The sequence below is a fragment of the Streptomyces sp. LARHCF249 genome, assembly GCF_052871255.1.
In genome coordinates, this window is record NZ_JBIXJQ010000012.1 from 147,391 (window position 1) to 170,138 (window position 22,748).

Consider the following 22,748-nt stretch of genomic DNA (forward strand, 5'->3'; position numbering starts at 1 on the left):
CGGTGATACGCAATCCGGTGGGCGGGCACGTCCCCGTCGCGGGCGGGCTCGCCTCGGTCGGGCTGACGTACGCCCGGGAGATGGGCGCCGAGGCGGTGCAGGTCTTCGTCGCCAATCCGCGCGGCTGGGCCACCCCGGTCGGCAATCCGGCGCAGGACGAACTGTTCCGGACCCGGTGCGCGCAGGAGTCGGTACCGGCCTACGTGCACGCCCCGTACCTGATCAACTTCGGCTCGCACACCGAGGCGACCGTCGAGAAGTCGGTGGAGTCCCTGCGCCACTCGCTGCGCCGGGCCCGGCAGATCGGTGCGCTCGGGGTGGTCGTGCACACCGGCTCGGCCACCGGAGGCCGCCCGCGCGAGGCGGCGTACGCGCAGGTCAGGGAGCACATGCTGCCGCTGCTGGATGAGCTGACGCACGAGGACGACCCGTTCCTGCTGCTGGAGTCCACGGCCGGGCAGGGCTCCTCGCTGTGCTCGCGGGCCGAGGAGTTCGGGCCGTACTTCGACGCGCTCGACCACCACCCGAAGCTGGGGATCTGCCTGGACACCTGCCACATCTTCGCCGCCGGCCACGATCTGGCGGAGCCGGGCGGGACGAAGCTGACGCTGGACCTGCTGGTGGACACGGTCGGCGAGGGCCGGCTGAAGCTGGTCCACGCGAACGATTCCAAGGAAGGCGTCGGCGCGCACCGGGACCGGCACGCCAACGTGGGCCAGGGCCACATCGGCCGCGAGGCCTTCGCCGAGCTGTTCACGCACCCGGCGATGGAAGGCGTACCGCTGATCATCGAGACCCCCGGCGGCAAGGAGGGGCACGCGGCGGACGTGGCCCTGCTGAAGGAGCTGCGCGGCCAGGAGTGATCGGCCGGTCCGCCGGCCCGTCCGTACGGCCGTCCGGGTGGCGCTCGCCGCGGACCTTGCGCCGTACCGCTCAGAGCTCGGGGCCGTCCCCCGGCTCCTCCTGGTACGAGTAGCGCTGCTCGCGCCAGGGGTCGCCGATGTTGTGGTAGCCGCGCTCCTCCCAGAAGCCGCGGCGGTCGGCGGTCATGTACTCGACGCCGCGGACCCACTTGGGGCCCTTCCACGCGTACAGGTGCGGCACGACGAGGCGCAGGGGGAACCCGTGCTCGGCGGTGAGCAGTTCACCGCCCTGGTGGGTGGCGAAGACGGTCCGCTCGGAGGCGAAGTCGGCCAGCCGCATGTTGGAGCTGAAGCCGTACTCGGCCCACACCATCACGTGCGTGACCTGCGGCGCGGGCGGCGCCAGGGCGAGGATCGTACGGGCGAGCACACCGCCCCATTCGGCGCCCGGCATGCTGAATTTCGTCACGCAGTGCAGGTCCGCCACGACGGACTCGAACGGCAGCGCCGCGAACTCCTCGTGGTTCCAGCAGTGCTTGTCACCGTCGGCCGTCGCGCCGAAGACGCGGAACTCCCAGCGGTCGGGCTTGAACTTGGGTACCGGACCGTAATGGGTGACCGGCCAGCCCCGCTGAAGCCGCTGCCCCGGTGGAAGCTCCGCCTGCTCTGCTCCCGGAGATTCCCGGCTTTCCGGCTGACCCATGACTCCATGGTGACAGACGCGGGCGGGTGGTCATGACCAGGTCTGAACCGATTCGGGCAAGTCGCTGCAACTCCCACTAAGGAGGCACTTACTGGACGGCCCTCACCGGCGGTGCAAGGATGCGCCACATCCCCCCGGCCACGGCTGGGAGGTACCCCCAGCCCCGTCATAAATGACATTGCCTGGAAGGAGCCTCTGCGATGCAGGGCGACCCCGAGGTCCTTGAGTTTCTGAACGAGCAGCTGACCGGCGAGCTGACCGCCATCAACCAGTACTGGCTGCATTACCGCATCCAGGACAACAAGGGCTGGACCAAGCTCGCCAAGTACACGCGTGAAGAGTCCATCGATGAGATGAAGCACGCGGACAAGATCACCGAGCGCATCCTGATGCTCGACGGCCTGCCGAACTACCAGCGCCTCTTCCACGTACGGGTCGGCCAGACGATCACCGAGATGTTCCAGGCGGACCGCCAGGTCGAGGTCGAGGCCATCGACCGGCTCAAGCGGGGCATCGAGGTCATGCGCGGCAAGGGCGACGTCACCTCCGCGCGCCTCTTCGAGGAGATCCTGGAGGACGAGGAGCACCACATCGACTACCTCGACACCCAGCTGGAGCTCATCGAGTCACTGGGCGAGCCGCTGTACATCGCGCAGCTGATCGAGCAGCCGAGCTAGCCGGTCGGGCAGCCGGTCTACGCGGCTTCCACGAGCGAGGGCGCCGGCACCGGGGCCGACGGCACGTCGGCGGCGAGCACGGCCGCGTCGCCCTTCTCCAGCAGTTCCCGGCGGGGGCACGCACCGCGTCCGAGTATGCCCTGGATGGTGCGCACGCAGGAGCCGCAGTCGGTGCCGGCCTTGGTGGCCGAGGCGATCTGGCGCGGGGTGCAGGCACCGGCAGCCGCGTGGTCCTTGACCTGCTTGTCGGTGATCCCGAAGCAAGAGCAGACGTACACGCGGTTCACCTCCCTGAGCGGAACGGTTCGGCGAGCCATCCCCTATTCGGTGAGGCTTACCTAACCGTACCCAAAGTTAGGGTCACCTAAAAGACCTGGATACGACGATGGGGCGCGGATCACATCGATCCGCGCCCCATCGTCGTACGAAGCTACTTACTGATCGCGGTACATCTCGGCGACCAGGAACGCCAGGTCAAGGGACTGGCTTCGGTTGAGCCGCGGGTCGCAGGCCGTCTCGTAGCGCTGGTGCAGGTCGTCGACGAAGATCTCGTCGCCGCCGCCCACGCACTCGGTGACGTCGTCACCGGTGAGCTCGACGTGGATGCCGCCCGGGTGGGTGCCGAGACCCTTGTGGACCTCGAAGAAGCCCTTGACCTCGTCGAGCACGTCGTCGAAACGGCGCGTCTTGTGGCCGGAGGCCGCCTCGAAGGTGTTGCCGTGCATCGGGTCGGTGACCCAGGCGACGGTCGCACCGGAGGCGGTGACCTTCTCGACCAGCTCGGGGAGCTTGTCGCGGACCTTGTCGGCGCCCATGCGCACGACGAAGGTCAGCCGGCCCGGCTCGCGCTCGGGGTCCAGCCGGTCGATGTACGTCAGCGCCTCGTCCACCGTGGTGGTGGGGCCGAGCTTGATGCCGATCGGGTTGGCGATCTGCGAGCAGAACTCGATGTGCGCGTGGTCCAGCTGGCGGGTGCGCTCACCGATCCAGACCATGTGGCCCGAGGTGTCGTACAGCTTGCCGGTCCGCGAGTCGGTGCGGGTCAGCGCGCCCTCGTAGTCGAGCAGCAGCGCCTCGTGCGAGGCGTAGAACTCGACGGCCTTGAACTCGGCCGGGTCGGTGCCACAGGCCTTCATGAAGTTCAGCGCGTTGTCGATCTCCCGCGCGAGCTGCTCGTAGCGCTGCCCGGACGGGGAGGACTTCACGAAGTCCTGGTTCCAGGCGTGCACCTGGCGCAGGTCGGCGTAACCGCCGGTGGTGAAGGCGCGCACCAGGTTCAGCGTCGAGGCCGACGCGTGGTACATGCGCTTGAGCCGCTCGGGGTCCGGGATCCGGGCCTCTTCGGTGAAGGCGAAGCCGTTGACCGAGTCGCCGCGGTAGGTCGGCAGGGTGATGCCGTCGCGGGTCTCGGTGTCCTTGGAGCGCGGCTTGGAGTACTGGCCCGCGATGCGGCCGACCTTGACGACGGGCACGGAGGCCGCGTACGTCAGGACGGCGCTCATCTGGAGCAGCGTCTTGAGCTTGGCGCGGATGTGGTCGGCGGACACGGCGTCGAAGGCCTCGGCGCAGTCGCCGCCCTGCAGCAGGAACGCCTCGCCCTTGGCGACGGCTCCCAGACGGGCGCGCAGCTGGTCGCACTCGCCCGCGAAGACGAGCGGAGGATACGACTCGAGGTCCGCGACGACAGCGCGCAGAGCCTCGGCATCGGGGTACGAAGGCTGCTGCGCCGCGGGAAGGTCTCGCCAGGTCGCCTTGGCGGCGGGGGCTTGGGTTTCAGCGTTCACGGTCACCTCGTACACATTACGGTGTCATTCGTCCTGTCCAGCCTTGCGACCATCTGGTGAGACGGCCGGGCTCGAAGGCCGACGGGGCCCAGAAATTCGGAATCCATGGTTCATTTCGCACCACGAGACGCGTCCAGCGCCCGGGGCACGGTCTGGGCTAAGGTGCGCACCATGCACGCGCACACGAACCAGGACTGGTGGTGGCCCGCTTCCGGCGGCCCACTCCTCGCGCGTACGTAAAACGACACGACCGACGCGAAGGCCGCCCCGAGGGGCGGCCTTCCGTGTTTCGCGCGGAGACCAGGGGCCGCTCCTCCCACCGGAAGGACGCCGCTCCGAATGAACCTCAGCCGACTGCTCGACGACTCCTGCCCGCCGTTCGCCCTGCTGCGCCGGCGGACCCCCGGCCGCGACCACGACACCGTGGAGGTGCTCCTGGGCCCGGTCCACGAGGCCGAGCGCCTCGCCGACCTGCCCGTCCGGGAACTGCCCACCCTCGCCCTGGTCCCCTTCCGGCAGATCCGGGAGCGCGGATTCGACGTGCGCGACGACGGCACGCCGCTGAGCGTGCTGGTCGCCGAGGAGGCGTACGAGATCCCGCTCCCGGAGGCGCTGGCCGGGCTGCCCGCGCACGCCGTACGCGTCGACGGGGGCGGCTTCGACGTGCCCGACGAGGAGTACGCGGCCACGGTCGAGCGGGTCATCGAGGACGAGATCGGCCGCGGGGAGGGCGCCAACTTCGTCATCCGGCGCACCTATGGGGGCCGGATCGACGGCTTCGGGCGGGCGGACGCCCTGGCCCTGTTCCGGCGGCTGCTGGAGGGCGAGCGGGGCGCGTACTGGACGTACGTCGTCCACACCGGCGACCGCACCCTGGTGGGGGCCAGCCCCGAGGTCCACGTGCGGATGGCCGGCGGGACCGTCGTGATGAACCCGATCAGCGGGACGTACCGCTATCCCGCGGGCGGTCCCACCGTGGACTCCCTGCTCTCCTTCCTCGGCGACCGCAAGGAGACCGAGGAGCTGTCGATGGTGGTCGACGAGGAACTCAAGATGATGTGCACGGTCGGCGACATGGGCGGGGTGGTCGTCGGACCGCGGCTGAAGGAGATGTCCCACCTCGCGCACACCGAGTACGAGCTGCGCGGCCGGTCCTCGCTGGACGTGCGGGAGGTGCTGCGGGAGACCATGTTCGCGGCGACGGTGACCGGCTCGCCGGTGCAGAACGCCTGCCGGGTGATCGAGCGGTACGAGGCCGGGGGCCGCGGCTACTACGCCGGGGCCCTGGCCCTGCTGGGCGTCGACTCCACGGGCGGGCAGACCCTCGACTCCCCCATCCTGATCCGCACCGCCGACATCGACGGGGACGGGGTGCTGCGGGTGCCGGTCGGCGCCACGCTGGTGCGCCACTCCGATCCGGCCGGCGAGGTGGCGGAGACGCACGCCAAGGCCGCCGGGGTGCTGGCGGCGCTCGGGGTCCGGGCGGCGGCGCCCCGGCCGGCCTTCGAGGGGGCGCGGCTGGCGGACGATCCGCGGGTGCAGGCGGCCCTGGCGGCCCGGCGGGCGGACCTGGCCCCCTTCTGGCTGCGGATGCAGGAGCAGCCGGCCGCGCCGACCGGGCACGCGCTGGTGGTGGACGGCGAGGACACCTTCACCGCGATGCTGGCCCACGTGTTGCGGGCGGCCGGGCTGGAGGTGACCGTACGCCGCTACGACGATCCCGGGCTGCGGGCGGCGGCCCTGGCGTGGGAGGGCCCGATCCTGCTGGGCCCTGGCCCGGGGAACCCCGCCGACGCGGCCGACCCGAAGATGCGGATGCTGCGCCGGCTGGCCGCGGATCTCCTGGCGGGGCACCGGCACGGCCTGCTGGGGGTCTGCCTGGGCCACGAGCTGCTGGCGGCGGAGCTGGGGCTGCCGCTGGTGCGCAAGGCGGAGCCGGCGCAGGGGGCGCAGACGCGGATCGACCTGTTCGGGGCGCAGGAGGTGGTCGGCTTCTACAACACCTACACCGCGCGGTGCGATGCCGGAGCCGAGCCCGCGGGGGTGGAGGTCGCCCGTGACCCGGACACGGGCGAGGTCCACGCCCTTCGCTCCGCCGCGGGGGGCTTCGCGGGGGTCCAGTTCCACCCGGAGTCGGTCCTCACCCTCCGCGGCGCCGGCCTGCTGCGCGAGCTGGTGGAGGGGGTCCGGGCGGGCGCCCCGGCCTAGCCCCGGCCCCGGCGTCAGGAGGGCACGAGGGTGTTCTCCGAGCGCCGGCCGGCCAGGTAGTCGGCGACGTTGGCGACCGTGGTGTCGATGATCTGGCCCACCGCGTCCGCCGTGTAATACGCCTGGTGCGAGGTCACCACCACGTGCGGGAACGTGACGAGCCGGGCCAGGGTGTCGTCCTCGACGGCCTCCAGGGACTTGTCCAGGAAGAACACCCCGGCCTCGGCCTCGTACACGTCGAGCCCGACGCCCGCGAACCGTCCGGCCCGCAGCTCCGCGACCAGCGCGTCCGCGTCGACCAGCCCGCCGCGGCTGGAGTTCACCAGGATCGCGTCGTCCCGCATCAGCCGCAGCGCCGCCGAGTCGATGATGTGGTGGGTGGACTCCAGCAGCGGTACGTGCAGGCTGATCAGGTCCGAGGACGCGAGCAGCTCGTCCTTGTCCACGTACTTCATGCCGAGCTCCACGCAGGCCGGGTTCTGCGCGATGTCCCAGCCGAGCAGGTTCATCCCGAAGCCGTGCGCGATCCGGGTGAACGCCTCACCGATCTTGCCGGTGCCGAGCACGCCCACCGTGCGGCCGCGCATGTCCCGGCCCATCAGCCCGTTCAGCCGGAAGTCGAAGTCCCGGGTCCGGTTCGAGGCCCGGACGATGCGCCGGTTCACGGCCAGCGCCAGGGCCCACGCGAACTCGGCCACCGAGTAGGGCGAATAGGAGGAGACGCGGCTGACCGTCATGCCCAGCTGCCGGGCCGTGTCCAGGTCGATGTTGTTGAAGCCCGTGGAGCGCTGGGCGATCAGCTTCGTCCCGCCCGCCGCGAGGGTCCGCAGCACCCGGCCGCCCAGGTCCGCGTTCACGCTGGAGGAGACGATCTCGTACCCGGCCGCGATGGGAGCGGTGTCCTCGCTCAGGAACACGTCGACGCAGCGCACCTCGTGCTGCCCGTCGAAGGCGCGCTCCATGAGCGGCCTCTCGTCGGCGGTCACACCGAATGCCAGGATCTCCACACCAGCTCCCGTACTCGCACCCCATGGGTCGTTTGTCACCCTACGACCCATGGGTCCGTGTCGCCGCTCAGCCGAAGAACACCCCGACCTCCCGGTACAGCGCCGGGTCCACCGTCTTCAGCTTCGCCGTGGCCTCGGCGATGGGCACCCGCACGATGTCCGTCCCCTTGAGCGCGACCATCTTGCCGAAGTCCCCGTCGCGCACCGCGTCGATCGCGTGCAGCCCGAAGCGGGTCGCCAGCCACCGGTCGAAGGCGCTCGGCGTACCGCCCCGCTGGACGTGCCCGAGCACCGTCGTGCGGGCCTCCTTGCCGGTCCGCGCCTCGATCTCCTTGGCCAGCCACTCGCCGACGCCCGACAGCCGGACGTGCCCGAAGGAGTCCTTGGTGGCGTCCTTCAGGACCAGCTCCCCGTCCGTGGGCATCGCGCCCTCCGCGACCACCACGATCGGCGCGTAGCTCGCCTTGAACCGGGAGGTGACCCAGGCGCACACCTGGTCGATGTCGAAGCGCTGTTCCGGGATGAGGATGACGTTGGCGCCGCCCGCGAGCCCCGAGTGCAGGGCGATCCAGCCGGCGTGCCGGCCCATCACCTCGACGACCAGGACGCGCATGTGCGACTCGGCCGTGGTGTGCAGCCGGTCGATGGCCTCGGTCGCGATGCCGACGGCGGTGTCGAAGCCGAAGGTGTAGTCCGTCGCGGACAGGTCGTTGTCGATGGTCTTGGGCACGCCGACGCAGGCGATGCCGTACTCCTCGTACAGCTTGGCCGCGACCCCGAGGGTGTCCTCGCCGCCGATCGCGATGAGCGCGTCCACCTCGTACTTGGCGAGGTTGTCCTTGATCCGCCGGACCCCGTGCTCCACCTTGAACGGGTTGGTGCGCGAGGAGCCGAGGACGGTGCCGCCCCGGGGCAGGATCCCGCGGACGGCGGGGATGTCCAGGGGGACCGTGGCCCCTTCGACCGCACCCCGCCAGCCGTCCTTGAATCCGATGAACCCGTAGCCGTACTCCTGCTCGCCCTTGCGGACGACGGCCCTGATCACCGCGTTGAGCCCGGGGCAGTCACCGCCGCCGGTCAGCACTCCGACCTTCATGGAATCTCCCTTCGCCATGACGGTCACGCTAGTGGTGACCCAGGTCACAGCGAGAGGTCTGGAAGAGTCAATTCGGGCGGAATTCCGAGGCGTTGCGTACGCCCGTTCACTCGTACGAGGACATAAGTACGACCGACGCCACCGGCTAGACGTCGTCAAGGCCCCGTTCGATCGCGTACCGGACGAGCTCCACGCGGTTGTGCAGCTGGAGTTTGCCCAGGGTGTTCTGGACGTGGTTCTGCACCGTGCGGTGGGAGATGACCAGCCGCTCCGCGATCTGCTTGTACGAGAGCCCCTTGGCCACCAGCCGCAGCACCTCGGTCTCCCGGTCGGTCAGCTGCGGCGCCTTCGCCTCGTCGGAGGCGGCCGGGGCCGGGTCGGTGGCCAGCCGCCGGTACTCGCCGAGCACCAGCCCGGCGAGGCCCGGGGTGAACACCGGGTCGCCGGCCGCCGTGCGGCGGACCGCGTCGATCAGCTCCTGGGCACCGGCGGACTTCAGCAGGTAGCCGGTCGCACCGGACTTCACCGCCTCCAGGACGTCCGCGTGCTCGCCGCTCGCCGACAGGACCAGCACCCGCAGGGCGGGGTTGGCCCCCACCAGCTCCTTGCAGACCTGGACCCCGGGCATGCCGGGGAGGTTGAGGTCGAGGACCAGGACGTGGGGGGTGACGGCGCGGGCCCGGCGCACGGCCTCGGGTCCGTCGCCGGCGGTGGCCACCAGGTCGAAGCCCGCGGCGGCCAGGTCGCGGGCGACCGCGTCCCGCCACATCGGATGGTCGTCGACGACCATCACCTTGATCTCGTGCGGTTCGCTCACTGGGTCCTCCCCCTCGGTACTTTCAGTTCCACCTCGGTGCCCTGTCCGGGGACGGACACCAGCTCGGCGCTGCCGCCGAGATCGCGCAGCCGGCCGCGGATGGACAGGGCCACTCCCATCCGGCCCTCGCCCTCCGCCTGGTCGAGCCTGCCCGCCGCAATGCCCGGGCCGTCGTCCCGGACGGTCACGATCACCTCGTCGCCCCAGTCCTCGAGCAGGATCCAGGCACGGGCCCCTTCCCCGGCGTGCTTGCGCACATTGTCGAGGGCGGCGCCGACAGCCGCGGCCAGCTCCTTCGCCGCGGGCGCCGGCAGCTGCACCGGGCTGCCCGGCTCGGCGAAGCTCACCCGGCACCCGGCGTGCGGTGCGAGCAGCGCGCGCAGGTCCAGCTCGCCCCCGGCCGCGCCGGTTTCGTCCACTTCGTACGCGTCCACCAGCGCGCCCCGCGACTGGTCGCGGGAGACCCGGGAGGGCTGCACCAGCCCGCTGGAGACCAGCGAGCGCAGCGCCACCTCCTGCTCACCGGCCATCCGGCCCAGCTCGGCGGCCTCGCCGCCCATTTCGGCACCGCGCCGCTGGACCATGGCGAGGACCTGGAGGACCCCGTCGTGGATGTCGCGGGCGAGGCGCTCGCGCTCGCGCGTGGCCGCCTCGATCTCCAGGGCGCGGGCGAGGGTGGCCTCACTGGCCCGGGCCACCTCGACGACGTAGCCGATGGCCACGGAGGCGACCCAGACGAGCAGGACGTTGTGCAGGGCGTCCCGGGTGGGGTCGCCGCCGTGGACGGCGATGTTGGCCACGGCCACGAAGGTGGAGGCGACGCACGCCCAGCGCCAGCCGCCCTTGATGGCGAAGGCGAGGACCGAGCCGGCCGTCCAGATGGTGGGCAGGGTGGGGCCGCCGGCCGCGATCCGCTCGTGGGTGTCGGCGAGCGGGGTGAGCAGGATCCCGACGAGGGCGACGGTGAGGTCGACGCCGAGGAACCGCTTGGTGCAGCTGGCGGCGTTCGCCACCTTGCCGTGGGTGGCCAGGGTCCAGACCGCGAGGACGGCGAGGTAGCCGACCGCGATCCCGGGGCGGTCGAACCGCTTGTAGGCGGAACCGAACAGCCCCACGGCGTAGACCATGGTCAGCAGCCGGTACACGGTCAGGGCACGCCAGAGCGGCTGCTCGACCGACATGCGTACGACGCGTTCGCGTTTCGCCATCTCCCCCACCCCCGCGGGCGGTTCGCCCGTCCCTACTCCGTCGCGCCGTCTGCCTTCTCGGCCTTCCCGGCCTTCTCCGCCCTGGCGGCGGCCTTCTCGGCGTCGGCGATCTGGCGCTTGGCCGCGGTGGCGTAGATGTCCACGTACTCCTGGCCGGAAAGCTTCATGATCTCGTACATGACCTCGTCGGTCACCGAGCGGAGGATGAAGCGGTCGCCGTCCATGCCGTGGTAGCGGCTGAAGTCCAGCGGCTTGCCGATCCGGATGCCCGGGCGCATCAGCTTGGGGACCACCTTGCCGGGCGGCTGGATCTTCTCGGTGTCGATCATCGCCACCGGGATCACGGGGGCGCCGGTGGCGAGGGCCACGCGGGCCAGGCCGCCGGGCTTGCCGCGGTAGAGCCGGCCGTCGGGTGAACGCGTCCCCTCGGGGTAAATACCGAACAGCTCCCCCCGCTCGATGACGTCGATGCCGCTCTTGATGGCGGCCTCACCGGCCCCGCGCGCACCGGAGCGGTCCACCGGCAGCTGGCCGACACCCTTGAAGAAGGCGGCCGTCAGCTTGCCCTTGACGCCCGGGGAGGTGAAGTACTCCGCCTTCGCGATGAAGGTGACCTTCCGGTCCAGTACGGCCGGGAGGAAGAAGGAGTCGGAGAAGGAAAGGTGGTTGCTCGCGAGGATCGCCGGCCCCTCCGCGGGAATGTTCTCGAGGCCCTCCACCCACGGCCTGAAGGCGAGCTTCAGGGAACCGCCGATGGAGAACTTCATTGCGCCGTAGATCAACTCGAAAGCCTTCCTGTGTCTGTCGATCAGACCATATCCCCTGGCTCTCCCGGCAGCGGCCCGACGGCCCTGGTCGGTGTCACCCCGGTCGCGTACGGTGAAGTCACACAGAGCAACGCACCCACCTGATGTACATCATGATCAAGGAGACCCTGGTGCCCGTCCTCCCTGGAGCCGAGCCGTTCCGCCACGAGGGCGGAGAGGTCGGAGTCCTTCTCTGCCACGGCTTCACCGGTTCCCCGCAGTCGCTGCGTCCCTGGGCCGAGTATCTCGCCGGGAAGGGGCTCACGGTGTCGCTGCCGCTGCTGCCCGGGCACGGGACGCGCTGGCAGGACATGCAGCTCACGGGCTGGCAGGACTGGTACGCCGAGGTGGACCGGGCGCTGCGGGAGCTGCTGGACCGGTGCGAGCAGGTGTTCGTCTTCGGCCTGTCCATGGGCGGCGCGCTGACCCTGCGGCTGGCGGCCAAGTTCGGGGACGCCATCAGCGGCATCGTCCTGGTCAATCCGGCCAACAAGGTGCACGACCCGCTGGCCTTCGCCCTGCCGGTGGCCCAGCACTTCATCCGGTCGACGGCGGGCATCGCGAGCGACATCGCGAAGCCGGGGTCGGACGAGGTCGGCTACGACCGGGTTCCGACGCGGGCCGCGCACTCGCTGCGGAAGTTCTTCCAGCTGGTGGACGTCGATCTGCCGCAGGTCACGCAGCCCGTGCTGCTGCTGCACAGCCCGCAGGACCATGTCGTACCGCCGGCCGACTCGGCGCGGATCCTGGCGCGGATCTCGTCCACCGATGTCACCGAGACCCTGCTGGAACAGAGCTACCACGTCGCGACGTTGGACCATGACGCGGAGCGGATCTTCGCGGACAGCTATGCGTTCGTCGGCCGACTGGCGGAGAGCGTGGGCAGGGAGGGGGCGCAGGCGGGTGGCTGAGCACGAGGAGCAGTCGGGCGGGGTTCCGCCGCTGGACGAGGAAGCGGCGTGGGCGGCGATCGTCGCCGGGTACGGGCAGGAGCCGCCGGACCCGCCGGGGGCCCGGCCGTTCAAGCCGATCGAGAACCTCCTGCTGCCCGAGGAGGACGTGAAGCCGCTGCCGCCGGAGCCGGAGGCCGCGGCGGGGTCCGAGCCCGAGCCCAGACCTGAGCCCGGGCCTGAGCCGAAGCCCGAGCCAAAGCCGGATCCGGAGCCCCCGGCCGCGCTGGGCAGCTCGGTGGTCTTCGCCCCGGGCGTCGGCACGCCGGCCCCGGGCCCGCGTGACCACTCGCTCGCGGAGCCGGCGGACGAGGGCCACTTCGTCCCCCCGGAGCCGGAGCTCCCGGAGGCGGACACCACGTCGAAGTTCGCCTGGCTGGCGGTCGTCGGCGGCCCGGTGCTGCTGCTCCTGGCGGTGCTGTTGCAGTGGGAGATGACCTGGTGGCTGACGACCCTCGGCATCGGCGGCTTCCTGGGCGGCTTCGCGACGCTGGTCGCGCGCATGGCACAGGGCGACGACGATGACGACGACCCGGGCCGCGGAGCCGTGGTCTAGGGCTCGCCCCACCGCGCCTCAATCGCCGGCACGATCCAGCCCCGCCGGCGTTTGAGGCGCTGGGGGCACCCCCGGCGGTAGCCGGGGGAGGGTCCGGGGGCAGAGCCCCCGGCAGCGGCGCCGCAGCTTTGACCGCAGGGCTACCGCGCAGCGTCGAGGCGGAGGGCCGCCAGGACCGGGAGGTGGTCCGTGGCCGCCAGAAGGTCCGCGGCCGCCACGCCGGGCAGCCCCGCAGGGACACCGCAGCCCAGCACCTCCACCCCTTTCGTCGCGAAGATCCCGTCGATGCGCAGGCCCGGCGCCGCCGCCGGGAAGGTCGTTTCCCCGCCCCACGGGGCCACCGACCAGCAGTCCTGCAGTGTTCCCGCGAGCTGACCGAAGGCCGGCCCGTCCGGGCCCTCGTTCACGTCGCCGGCGACGATCCCGTACGGGGTGTCCAGCGCCCCGACCCGGTCCAGGAGGAGATCCGCCTGGGCCCGGCGTTCCGTCCGGTCCAGGGACAGGTGCGCGCAGACCAGGCCCGCCCGGGCGCCGCCGATCCGGACCACCGCCGTCGCGAAGCCCCGCCGGTGCAGGCCGGGGGTGCGCGGCAGCAGCACGTCCTCGGTCCGCTCCACGAAGACCCGCAGCGAGGACAGCAGCAGCGGCCCGGCCGCCGTCGCGCCGCCGCCCAGCACCACCAGGTCACACTTCGCGGCCAGCCTCGCCGCGTGTTTGCGCCAGCGGAAGAACCGCGGCGCCTCCTGTACGAACACGAGGTCCGGTGCGCAGGCCCGGATCACCCGGGCCAGCGCCTCCTCGTCGTCGCGCAGCGAGCGGATGTTGTAGGTGAGTACCCGGATCACGGCAGAACCGTCGGGCTCCGTACGGGACTTCGGCAGCGAGGGCAGCAACTGGTCCATCCCCGCAAGATATGCGGCCGCCCGCCGCTCCCCCAAGGGGCGCGGCGGGCGGCCACGTACGAGGAGGAGGCGTCAGCCCTGGCGCGCCAGGTCCGCCGCGCCCACGAGCCCGGCCTTTCCGCCCAGCTGGGCGGCCAGTACCTGCGCGTGGGGACGCCAGGAGCCGCCGACGAGCCAGCGCTTGAAGGACTTGCGGATCGGGTCGAGGACCAGGTCGCCCTCGTCCGAGACCCCGCCGCCGACGATGAACGCCGACGGGTCGAAGAGCGAGGCCAGGTCGGCCAGGCCGGCGCCGGCCCAGCGGGCCAGCTCGCGGAAGGAGTCGATGGCCACCAGGTCGCCCTGCCGCGCGGCCTGGCTGATGTGCTTGCCCTCGATGCCCTCGGGGGTGCCGTCGCCGAGGGCGAGCAGGATCGTCGCGTTCTCGGGGGTGGCGTTGGCGCGCTGCTTCGCGTAGCGGACGAGCGCGCGCCCGGAGGCGTACTGCTCCCAGCAGCCCTGGCTGCCGCAGCCGCACAGCAGGCCGTCCGGTACGACCCGGATGTGGCCGAATTCGGCGGCGACGCCGAAGCGTCCGCGGCGCAGCTTGTTGCCGATGATGATGCCGCCGCCGAGGCCGGTGCCGAGCGTGATGCAGATGACGTCGTCGTGGCCCTGGCCGGCACCGAAGCGGTACTCGCCCCAGGCCGCGCAGTTCGCGTCGTTCTCCACCACGACGGGCAGGCCGATGCGCTGCTCGACCTTGTCCTTGAGCGGCTCGTGGCGCCAGTTGATGTTCGGCGCGAAGAGCACGGTCGCGCGCTTGTCGTCCACGTATCCGGCGGCGCCGATGCCCACCGCGTCGATCTTGTGGTTGCTGCTGACTTCGGAGACGGCGGCGCAGATGGCCTCCGTCACTCCGTCCGCGGTAGGCGGGGTGGGCACCTTGTACGTCTCACGGATGGTGCCCTCTTCGTCGACCACGCCGGCCGCGATCTTCGTGCCGCCGATGTCGACGCCGATGGTGAGTCCCATTAGTCCCTCGGTTTCCGGTCAAACCCCGCCACGGCCCACCGTACCCGAGGGCGGAGGGCCTTCAGTCGAGATCGATCCGCTCGGCGGGGCCGTCACCAGGGCCCTCGTCGCGGGGATCGCGCTCGCCGGGCGCCTGCCGGGGGGCCGGGGGCTCGCCGCGCGTCCAGCGGCGTTCGTGGCCCTCGACCGCCGAGCGGTAGGCGGCGAGCAGCTCGGATCCGGCGGCCGCGAGGTGGTCGAAGACCTCGGGGTTGCGCTCGATGACGGGCTTGGCGGCGGTCTTCGCCTGGTTGACGAACTGGCGCACGGCGCCCTGGGCCGCGCTGCCGACGAGGGGGTTGTTCAGGCCGGACACCTTGTCGGCGACGGCCTCGAAGAGCTTGAACAGCTCCTCGGCGGCGGTCCCGGGGCCCTGGCCCCCCGCCCCGCCCTGCCCGCGCAGGCGCTCCTTCTCGGCGGCGAGGTCCTCGGCGCAGGCCTTGGCCCAGGCGTCGTCGTCGGTGGGGCGGTCGGTGGCCTCGCTCATGGCGGACTCCTGCGGCGGCTGCGGTGTGCGGTAGTGGCTACCTTCGACGGTACCCGAACGGCGGTACACGGATCAGGACGTGCGGGGCCACAGACCGGGATCCGGGGTGAAGCGGATGCGCAGCGCGTCCTCGGCCAGGGCGGCTCCGGAGACGGTGCAGCGGCGCAGCGCGGCGGGCAGGGGAACGATCCTCCGGTACGGGCCCACGGTGATCAGCAGCTCGTCGCCGCGGCGGATCAGGTCGAGTTCGCGCTTGTGCGCACCGGGCAGCGGGACCACCCAGACGAGCACTCCGTCCTCGGCGAGCCGGTCCTCGACCGTCCAGGCCCGGCGGGGTGCGGGCCGCTGCGGGGCGAGTCCGTCGGCGGCGAGCAGGTCCAGGTCCTGCGGGCCGCGCGGGTCCCGTCCGAGGTGGCCGAGCCGGACCACGGGAACCTCCCCGGCCCACGCGGAGGCGTACTTCTCCTGCTGGGCGGCGAGCCCGGCGAGCCAGGGGTCGACGGAGCCCTCGGGCAGGAGGCGGTTGGCGACGACCGCGGAGACGGGCAGCTGCTGGAGGGCGAGCCCGAGCCGGCCGGGGCGGATCGCGTCGGCGGCGGCCGGTCCCGGTTCGGCGACCAGCCGGACTTCGGTGGTGTCGGCCTCGATGACGGCCTGGACCGCGGCGAGCTCCTCGTCCCACCGGGCGGCGGTCTCGTAGAGCCACTGCGCGGGCATGGGCACGCCGGCCAGCTGGGCCAGTACGGGCCGCAGGGCGCGGGCGGCCTGCCGCTCGGCGGGGAGCAGCCGGGCGAGGTAGCGGCGCAGCTGCGCGGGGAGGGCGAGGGCGGCCAGGGCCTGGTGCAGCGGGGGCAGGTCGACGACGACGAGGTCGCAGTCCGGCGCGGCGGCGGCCCGCCGCAGGGCGCGCAGCAGCGCGAACTGCTCGGCGCCGGGCAGTTCGGTGAGTTCCTCGGCGCCCAGCGGCCGGGCCCCGACCATCCCGAGGAGGGCGGATCCGCGCTCCTGGAGGGCGACGAGTTCCTCCCGGAACTCCTCGCCGGAGTCCACCCGGGCCACCCGGATCCCGCCCGCCACCGGGACGGCCGGCAGTCCGGGGGCGGCCTCGGCGGGCTCCCCCACCGGTTCCCCGGTCAGGGCGGAGAGCGGGTCTCCGACGTCGCCGGACAGCAGCAGCACCCGCCGCCCCTGCCGGGCCGCGGCGCGGGCGGTGGCCGCGGCCACGGTGGTCCGTCCGGCCCCGCCGGGGCCGGTGATCAGCACGGTGTGCACGGTGTTCAGGGCCTCGGTCTCAGCCGGTCGATTCGACGCGCTTCTTCAGGCCGGCCAGAGCGCGGTCGATGATGACCTTCTCGGCCTTGCGCTTGATCATGCCGAGCATGGGGATCTTGACGTCCACGGTCAGCTGGTAGGTGACCTCGGTGCGCTTGCCGCCTTCCAGCGGTGCCAGCCGGTACGAGCCGTCCAGCTGGCGCAGCATCTGCGACTTGTCCAGCGTCCAGCTGACCTCGTCCTCGCCCTTCCAGGTGTAGGACAGGGTGTGGTCGTCCTTGATCGCGCCCGCGTCGAGCAGCAGCCGGACCTTTTCGGCCCGGCCGTCGGCGTCGGCGGCCATCACCTCGGCCTCCTTCACCTCGCCCGTCCACTCCGGGTAACGCGCGAAGTCGGCGATCACGGCCATCACGTCGGCCGGCGAGGCGTCGATCGTGATGCTTGAGCTGGTGTGTTCCGCCATCGCGGTCGCTCCTCCGGGGTGGGGTACCTCCCAGCGGCAGCTGGGGGATGGATTCGAGGAAGTGTGCGGCCTTCGGCCGCCGCCCGAAGGCTACCGTGCGTGCGGAGCTCACCACTCCAGGGCCCAGGGCCTGCCGGTGGCCGCGAAATGCCCGACGTTCACGCACTCGGTGGCGCCGATCCTCATCCGCCGGGCCAGCGGCTGGTGGACGTGCCCGAAGAGGGCGTAGCGGGGGCGGGTGCGCCGGATGGCGGCCAGCAGGGCCTCGCTGCCGCGTTCGAAACGGCGCGCGACCGTGTCGTAGCAGAGCTCCGGCACCTCCGGCGGGATGTGCGAGCACAGGACGTCCACCTCGCCCAGCGCCTCCACCTTGGCGGCGTACTCCTCGACGTCCACCTCGTACGGGGTCCTCATCGGGGAGGGCAGGCCGCCGCCGACGAAGCCGAAGACCCGGCCGCCGATCTCCACGCGCTGCCCGTCGAGCACGGTGAGGCCGGGTCGGTCGGCGTACTCCGGCCACAGGGCCGGGATGTCGACGTTGCCGTAGGTCGCGTACGTCGGGGTGGGGAAGGCCGCGAACATCTGTGCGTACTGGCGGCGGACGGCGCCCTCGATGAGCCGCTCCCGGTCCAGCCCCGCCCACAGCTGCCGCCCGAAGGCGTGGGCCTCCGCGAAGCGGCGCGCGGTGCGCAGTTCGACGATCCGGTCGGCGTTCTCGACGCCGAACAGGTCTGGGAAGATCCCGCGCGAGTGGTCGGCGTAGTCGAGGAAGAGGACGAGGTCGCCGAGGCAGATCAGCGCGTCGGCGCCGTCCCCCGCCCTGGCGAGGGCCTCGGAGTTGCCGTGCACGTCGCTCACGACGTGGACCCGGGTGCGGGCCGCGTCGCGGAGCCCGGTGCGGCTCGATCCGCTCGTGCCCGACGTCCGGTCCCGCATGCTGCCACCCATGCGGCCACCCTAGGGCGGCGCGGTGAAGACGGGGTAGAGGGGGTGCCAGATGCAGCCGGACCTGCGGTTACTTCCAAGTCGCCGACGGGGTCGACTACTGTCGGCTCGAAAAGGCCGTGTTGTGTGACGCAGGGAACATCTGGCCGGTTCCCTCTATCCGGAACCCACTACCGGTGGGTAACGTCCGGTCGGTCCACATGGTGGCGATGGCGCCCAGAGGAGCAGCAGTCTTGCGCGAGTTCAGCCTTCCGGCCCTGTACGAGGTCCCGTCGGACGGGAACCTGACGGATCTCATCCGCCGCAATGCCTCGCAGCATCCCGACACCGCCGTCATGAGCCGCAAGGTGGACGGCCGGTGGCAGGACGTGACCGCGACCGAATTCCTGGCCGAGGTCCGGGCCGCGGCCAAGGGCCTGATCGCGGCGGGCATCCGCCCCGGCGACCGGGTCGCCCTGATCTCCCGCACCCGCTACGAGTGGGTGCTGATCGACTTCGCGATCTGGACGGCGGGCGGCGTCACCGTCCCGGTGTACGAGACCAGCTCGCCCGAGCAGATCCAGTGGATCCTCGGCGACTCCGGCGCCGTCGCAGCGGTCGTCGAGAGCCCCGGGCACAGCGCGGCCGTGGCCTCGCTGCGCGACCGGCTGCCGGAACTGCGCGAGGTCTGGGAGCTCGAGCAGGGCGCCCTCGAAGCGCTGAAGAGCGCGGGCGCCGCGATCACCGACGCCGAGGTCGACGAGCGCAGCAGCCTGGCGTGCGCCGACGACCCGGCCACCATCGTCTACACCTCGGGCACCACCGGCCGCCCCAAGGGCTGTGTGCTGAGCCACCGCAACTTCTTCGCCGAGTGCGGCAACGCCGTGGAGCGGCTGAAGCCGCTGTTCAAGACCGGCGAGTGCTCGGTCCTGCTGTTCCTCCCGGCGGCGCACGTCTTCGGCCGCCTGGTGGAGGTGGCGGCCGTGCTGGCGCCGATCCGGCTGGGCTGCGTACCGGACATCAAGAACCTCACCGACGAGCTGCAGTCCTTCCGGCCCACCCTGATCCTCGGTGTGCCGCGCGTCTTCGAGAAGGTCTACAACTCGGCGCGCGCCAAGGCGCAGGCCGACGGCAAGGGCAAGATCTTCGACGCCGCAGCCGAGACGGCGATCGCGTACAGCCGGGCACTGGACACCCCGCGCGGGCCGTCCTTCGGCCTGAAGCTCAAGCACAAGATCTTCACCAAGCTCGTCTACAGCAAGCTGCACGCGGTCCTCGGCGGGCGCGGCGAGTACGCGATCTCCGGCGGAGCGCCGCTGGGCGAGCGGCTCGGGCACTTCTTCCGCGGCATCGGCTTCACGGTGCTGGAGGGCTACGGCCTGACGGAGTCCTGCGCGGCGACGACCTTCAACCCGTGGGACAAGCAGAAGATCGGTACGGTCGGCCAGCCCATGCCGGGCTCCGTGGTGCGCATCGCGGACGACGGCGAGGTGCTGCTGCACGGCGAGCAGATCTTCACCGGCTACTGGAAGAACGAGACCGCGACCGCCGAGGCCCTGACCGACGGCTGGTTCCACACCGGTGACGTCGGCACCCTCGACGAGGACGGCTACCTGACGATCACCGGGCGCAAGAAGGAGCTGATCGTCACCGCGGGCGGCAAGAACGTCGCACCCGCCGTGATCGAGGACCGGATCCGGGCGCACGCGCTGGTCGCGGAGTGCATGGTCGTCGGCGACGGGCGGCCGTTCGTGGCCGCGCTGGTCACCATCGACGAGGAGTTCCTCGGCCGGTGGGCCGCGGAGAACGGCAAGCCGGCGGGTGTGACGGCGGCGCAGCTGCGCGACGACGCGGAGCTGAACGCCGCCGTCCAGAAGGCCGTCGACGACGGCAACGCGGCGGTTTCCAAGGCGGAATCGGTGCGGAAATTCCGCATTCTGCCCTCCCAGTTCACGGAGGAGTCGGGCCACATCACGCCGTCGCTGAAGCTCAAGCGGAATGTGGTCGCGAAGGACTTCGCGGACGAGATCGAAGCCCTGTACCGCGGTTAGCAGGCCTGGCCGGGGCTAGTCCTCGGCCAGGATCCGGGCCATGTTCCGCTCGGCGAGGGCGGTGACGGTCACGAACGGGTTCACGCCGAGCGAGCCGGGGATCAGGGAGCTGTCGACCACGTACAGCCCCTGGTAGCCCTTGGCCCGGCCGTACAGGTCGGTCGCCTCGCCGAGGACGCAGCCGCCGAGCGGGTGGTACGTGAAGTTGTCGGCGAAGGCCTTGTTGTCGCCGAAGAGGTCGTACCGGTACATCGTGACGTTCCGCCGGTTGATGCGGTCGAAGAGGTTCTTCGCCGCGTTCACCGAGGGCGTGTTCTGGTCCCGCCGCCAGTTCAGGCGGGCCGAGTCGGTGGCGGCGTCGTACGTGAAGTGCCCGCGCTCGGGGTTCTTGGTGATGGCCAGGTACATCGAGATCCAGTGCTCGATCCCCATCGGGAGCGGGGCGATCTCGGCGAAGACCGGGTTCGCGGCGTTGTCCCAGTCGTCGATGCCCAGGGCGGGCATGGTGGCCTGGTTGCAGCCGACGGTGTCCCACAGGTGGTTGGCGCGGGCCGTCATGACGTTGCCGTTGTGGCCCCAGCCGAGCCCGACCCGGTCGCTGAGCGCGGGCAGCGTCCCGGTCTCGCGGGCGCGCAGCAGGATCTCGGTGGTGCCGAGGCTCCCGGCGCCCAGGAAGAGCCGCCGGCAGCCGAGTTCGCGGACCTGGGTGACCCGGCCGGCGAGGTCGCTGGTCCGCACGGTGAGGACGTAGCCGCCGTCCGGGTCCTGCCGTACGCCGACCACGCGCTGCATGGTCTCGATGGTGACGTTCCCGGTGCCGATCGCGGCCGCGAGGTAGGTCTTGTCGACGCTCTTCTTGCCGTGGTTGTTGCCGTAGATGACCTCTCCGGCGAGGGCCGACCGGGTGGCGGTGCCGGCCGCCTCGCGCCGCATGTGGGCGAAGTCGTAGACGTTGGGGACGAAGACGGTCTTCAGGCCGGTGTTGTGGGCGTGCCTGCGGGAGATCCGGGCGAAGCGGTACCACTCGGTGGACTCGAACCAGGCGGGGTCGATGTCGTTGACGCCGAGCATGGCGCGGGCGCGGGGGTAGTAGGTGCCGTACATCTCGCCGGCGTCGACCCCGGGCAGCACCTCGGAGAAGTACGCCCTTCGCGGAGTCGGCGCCATGCCCCCGTTCACGAGCGACCCTCCTCCCACGCCGCGGCCGACGTACACGGACATGTCGCCGTAGTTCACGCGGTCGAGTACGCCGGGGTACGGGCTGATGTCGCGGTTGACCACGTCGAGCCAGAGGAATTGGGCGAGCGGGGCCTCGGTGCGCGTGCGGAACCACATGGAGCGCTGGTCGGGCGCGGAGGTGGAGGGGAAGACCTTGCCGTCGGGCCCGGGGGTGTCCCAGAGCCGGCCCATCTCGAGGACGACGGTGCGGATGCCGGCCTGGCCCAGGCGCAGGGCGGCGACCGCCGCGCCGTAGCCGGAGCCTACGACGACGGCGGGTGCGTACGGGGCCGCGGCCGGCTCGGCGGCCGAGGCGGAGGCCAGGCCGATCCTCGTGAAGCCGAGGGCGGCGGCGGTCTGCAGGGCGCCGAGTCCCAGGACGTGACGGCGCGTCAGATTGGGTGTCATGGCCGCATGATGGGCGGAATCCACCCTTCCACCCATACGCCGCACAGCCAGACATCTGAGAGACAGTCAGCCGTGGCTGCCGGACCGGACCGTGCGGCGGCCCCGCCGGAACCACCGCCGTCAGGGGCTCGGGGCGGCGCCGCGGTCAGAGCAGATCGCGCAGGCGGTCCGCCAGGAGGTCCCAGCGCCAGCGTTCCTCGACCCAGGCACGGCCGCGCTCGCCCATGCGGGCCCGCAGGGCCGGGTCCTGCAGCAGGGCCACCAGGCGATCCGCCGCCTCGTCCGGGGCGCCGCCCCGGACGACCCAGCCCGTCTCCCCGTCCAGCACCGCGTCGGGCGCTCCGCCCGAGTCGCCCGCGACCACCGGCAGGCCCGTCGCCGAAGCCTCCAGGTAGACGATCCCGAGCCCCTCGACGTCCAGCCCGCCCCGCCGGGTCCGGCACGGCATGGCGAAGACGTCTCCGGCCCCGTAATGGGCGGGCAGCTCGGACCACGGGACCGCTCCGGTGAAGACCACCGCGTCCCCGACACCCGTGGAAGCCGCCAGCGCCCGCAGGTCGGACTCGTACGGCCCGCCTCCCACGATCAGCAGCACCGCGTCCGGCACCGCCGCCAGGATCCGCGGCATCGCCTCGATCAGCGTGTCCTGCCCCTTGCGCGGCACGAGCCGCGACACGCACACCACCACCGGCCGGTCGGTCAGCCCGAGCCGTGCCCGGACCTCCACCCCGCCCGACTCCGGGTGGAACGTCTTCTCGTCCACCCCCGGGGGCAGCTGCACCATCCGCGCCGCCGCCGGCTCGGTGACCGCCGAGGCGATCCGCGAGCGCGTGTACTCCCCCAGGTAGGTCAGCGTGTCGGTGCCCTCGCCGATCCGCCGCAGCAATTGCCGCGCCGCCGGCAGCTGGGCCCAGCCCGCCTCGTGCCCGTGCGTGGTCGCCACGATCCGCTTGGCCCCGGCCCGCCGCAGCGCCGGGCCCATCAGCCCGAGCGGGGCGGCCGCCCCGAACCACACGGACTCGCAGCCGTGTTCGCGCAGCAGGCCCACCGCCCGACGCGTCACGCGCGGGGTCGGCAGCAGCATGGTCGTGCGGTCGCGCACCACCTGGAAGGGCTGCTCGGCGTCGAAGGCCGCGGTGGCCTCGCGGCCCTCCGCGCTGTGCTTCCACGTGGAGGCGTACACGACGACCCGGTCGGGATCCAGCCGCAGCGCCATGTTGTGCAGGAAGGCCTGGATGCCGCCCGGTCGCGGGGGGAAGTCGTTGGTCACGATCAGCGTCTTGTGCATTGCCTGC

General features: G+C 71.8%; 22 protein-coding genes. 6 read left to right on the top strand and 16 right to left on the bottom strand.

The window, feature by feature from the left end; translation table 11 throughout:
• The first annotated feature begins 5 nt into the window (after nucleotides 1–5).
• Nucleotides 6–863 carry a deoxyribonuclease IV gene (locus tag ACIPUC_RS30020; protein WP_446593620.1) on the top strand — a complete coding sequence of 286 codons (858 nt, stop codon included), beginning with the start codon at nucleotides 6–8 and terminating at the stop codon, nucleotides 861–863.
• Between the two features lie 70 nt (nucleotides 864–933).
• Here the strand turns inward: ACIPUC_RS30020 and ACIPUC_RS30025 are convergent, their stop codons facing one another.
• Entirely contained in the window at nucleotides 934–1,566 is a 633-nt protein-coding gene (locus ACIPUC_RS30025; RefSeq protein WP_446593611.1) for a sulfite oxidase-like oxidoreductase, read from the bottom strand.
• Between the two features lie 200 nt (nucleotides 1,567–1,766).
• Between ACIPUC_RS30025 and bfr the strand changes: the two genes are divergently transcribed.
• Nucleotides 1,767–2,243 (top strand): bacterioferritin, encoded by a 477-nt coding sequence (gene bfr / locus ACIPUC_RS30030; protein WP_272257196.1) that lies wholly within the window; start codon nucleotides 1,767–1,769, stop codon nucleotides 2,241–2,243.
• A gap of 17 nt (nucleotides 2,244–2,260) precedes the next feature.
• On the opposite strand, the gene ACIPUC_RS30035 is transcribed toward bfr, so the two are convergent.
• Nucleotides 2,261–2,530 carry a (2Fe-2S)-binding protein gene (locus ACIPUC_RS30035; protein WP_446587599.1) on the bottom strand — a complete coding sequence of 90 codons (270 nt, stop codon included), beginning with the start codon at nucleotides 2,528–2,530 and terminating at the stop codon, nucleotides 2,261–2,263.
• Between the two features lie 147 nt (nucleotides 2,531–2,677).
• Nucleotides 2,678–4,042: a class II 3-deoxy-7-phosphoheptulonate synthase gene (locus ACIPUC_RS30040; protein WP_446587597.1), complete on the bottom strand. Its 1,365-nt coding sequence runs from the start codon at nucleotides 4,040–4,042 to the stop codon at nucleotides 2,678–2,680.
• A gap of 324 nt (nucleotides 4,043–4,366) precedes the next feature.
• Here ACIPUC_RS30040 and ACIPUC_RS30045 point away from each other — a divergent pair, with 324 nt between their 5' ends.
• Nucleotides 4,367–6,235: an anthranilate synthase family protein gene (locus ACIPUC_RS30045; RefSeq protein ID WP_446587595.1), complete on the top strand. Its 1,869-nt coding sequence runs from the start codon at nucleotides 4,367–4,369 to the stop codon at nucleotides 6,233–6,235.
• A 14-nt stretch (nucleotides 6,236–6,249) separates the two neighbouring features.
• On the opposite strand, the gene ACIPUC_RS30050 is transcribed toward ACIPUC_RS30045, so the two are convergent.
• The 5 genes from ACIPUC_RS30050 to ACIPUC_RS30070 form a co-directional block, all read right to left on the bottom strand.
• On the bottom strand, nucleotides 6,250–7,242 hold the full coding sequence (locus ACIPUC_RS30050) for a 2-hydroxyacid dehydrogenase (RefSeq protein ID WP_446587593.1): 993 nt from the start codon (nucleotides 7,240–7,242) through the stop codon (nucleotides 6,250–6,252).
• A 67-nt stretch (nucleotides 7,243–7,309) separates the two neighbouring features.
• Nucleotides 7,310–8,338: a 6-phosphofructokinase gene (locus ACIPUC_RS30055; RefSeq protein WP_446587692.1), complete on the bottom strand. Its 1,029-nt coding sequence runs from the start codon at nucleotides 8,336–8,338 to the stop codon at nucleotides 7,310–7,312.
• Between the two features lie 145 nt (nucleotides 8,339–8,483).
• The gene (locus ACIPUC_RS30060; protein ID WP_443303132.1) at nucleotides 8,484–9,128 is read right to left on the bottom strand and encodes a response regulator; all 645 of its coding nucleotides are present in this window, start codon (nucleotides 9,126–9,128) and stop codon (nucleotides 8,484–8,486) included.
• A gap of 23 nt (nucleotides 9,129–9,151) precedes the next feature.
• A complete protein-coding gene (macS, locus tag ACIPUC_RS30065) occupies nucleotides 9,152–10,363 on the bottom strand; it encodes a MacS family sensor histidine kinase (protein WP_446587591.1) in 1,212 nt (403 codons plus the stop codon).
• A gap of 32 nt (nucleotides 10,364–10,395) precedes the next feature.
• On the bottom strand, nucleotides 10,396–11,130 hold the full coding sequence (locus tag ACIPUC_RS30070; RefSeq protein ID WP_446587690.1) for a lysophospholipid acyltransferase family protein: 735 nt from the start codon (nucleotides 11,128–11,130) through the stop codon (nucleotides 10,396–10,398).
• A 170-nt stretch (nucleotides 11,131–11,300) separates the two neighbouring features.
• Between ACIPUC_RS30070 and ACIPUC_RS30075 the strand changes: the two genes are divergently transcribed.
• Both ACIPUC_RS30075 and ACIPUC_RS30080 read left to right on the top strand, forming a co-directional pair.
• Nucleotides 11,301–12,080, top strand: a complete 780-nt coding sequence (locus ACIPUC_RS30075) for an alpha/beta hydrolase (RefSeq protein WP_446587688.1) — start codon at nucleotides 11,301–11,303, stop codon at nucleotides 12,078–12,080.
• On the top strand, nucleotides 12,073–12,675 hold the full coding sequence (locus ACIPUC_RS30080) for a hypothetical protein (RefSeq protein WP_446587589.1): 603 nt from the start codon (nucleotides 12,073–12,075) through the stop codon (nucleotides 12,673–12,675). The genes ACIPUC_RS30075 and ACIPUC_RS30080 overlap by 8 nt, the downstream gene beginning before the upstream one ends.
• 140 nt (nucleotides 12,676–12,815) lie before the next feature.
• On the opposite strand, the gene ACIPUC_RS30085 is transcribed toward ACIPUC_RS30080, so the two are convergent.
• The 6 genes from ACIPUC_RS30085 to ACIPUC_RS30110 all read right to left on the bottom strand — a co-directional run bounded on the left by ACIPUC_RS30085 (nucleotide 12,816) and on the right by ACIPUC_RS30110 (nucleotide 17,788).
• Entirely contained in the window at nucleotides 12,816–13,577 is a 762-nt protein-coding gene (locus ACIPUC_RS30085; protein ID WP_446587588.1) for an endonuclease/exonuclease/phosphatase family protein, read from the bottom strand.
• 72 nt (nucleotides 13,578–13,649) lie between these two features.
• Nucleotides 13,650–14,591, bottom strand: coding sequence for an ROK family glucokinase (locus tag ACIPUC_RS30090; RefSeq protein WP_446587586.1), 942 nt, complete (start codon nucleotides 14,589–14,591; stop codon nucleotides 13,650–13,652).
• A gap of 61 nt (nucleotides 14,592–14,652) precedes the next feature.
• Nucleotides 14,653–15,117: a DUF5304 domain-containing protein gene (locus ACIPUC_RS30095; protein WP_446587584.1), complete on the bottom strand. Its 465-nt coding sequence runs from the start codon at nucleotides 15,115–15,117 to the stop codon at nucleotides 14,653–14,655.
• A gap of 72 nt (nucleotides 15,118–15,189) precedes the next feature.
• Nucleotides 15,190–16,389, bottom strand: a complete 1,200-nt coding sequence (locus ACIPUC_RS30100; protein ID WP_446587582.1) for an ArsA-related P-loop ATPase — start codon at nucleotides 16,387–16,389, stop codon at nucleotides 15,190–15,192.
• A gap of 19 nt (nucleotides 16,390–16,408) precedes the next feature.
• The gene (locus ACIPUC_RS30105; protein WP_446587580.1) at nucleotides 16,409–16,852 is read right to left on the bottom strand and encodes an SRPBCC family protein; all 444 of its coding nucleotides are present in this window, start codon (nucleotides 16,850–16,852) and stop codon (nucleotides 16,409–16,411) included.
• Nucleotides 16,853–16,960: 108 nt separating this feature from the next.
• Nucleotides 16,961–17,788, bottom strand: coding sequence for a metallophosphoesterase family protein (locus ACIPUC_RS30110; protein ID WP_446587686.1), 828 nt, complete (start codon nucleotides 17,786–17,788; stop codon nucleotides 16,961–16,963).
• A gap of 242 nt (nucleotides 17,789–18,030) precedes the next feature.
• Between ACIPUC_RS30110 and ACIPUC_RS30115 the strand changes: the two genes are divergently transcribed.
• The gene (locus ACIPUC_RS30115; protein WP_446587578.1) at nucleotides 18,031–19,827 is read left to right on the top strand and encodes an AMP-dependent synthetase/ligase; all 1,797 of its coding nucleotides are present in this window, start codon (nucleotides 18,031–18,033) and stop codon (nucleotides 19,825–19,827) included.
• A 15-nt stretch (nucleotides 19,828–19,842) separates the two neighbouring features.
• Here ACIPUC_RS30115 and ACIPUC_RS30120 read toward each other — a convergent pair whose 3' ends face one another.
• A complete protein-coding gene (locus tag ACIPUC_RS30120; protein ID WP_446587576.1) occupies nucleotides 19,843–21,453 on the bottom strand; it encodes a GMC oxidoreductase in 1,611 nt (536 codons plus the stop codon).
• Between the two features lie 145 nt (nucleotides 21,454–21,598).
• A complete protein-coding gene (locus ACIPUC_RS30125) occupies nucleotides 21,599–22,741 on the bottom strand; it encodes a glycosyltransferase family 4 protein (RefSeq protein ID WP_446587574.1) in 1,143 nt (380 codons plus the stop codon).
• Nucleotides 22,742–22,748: the final 7 nt, after the last annotated feature.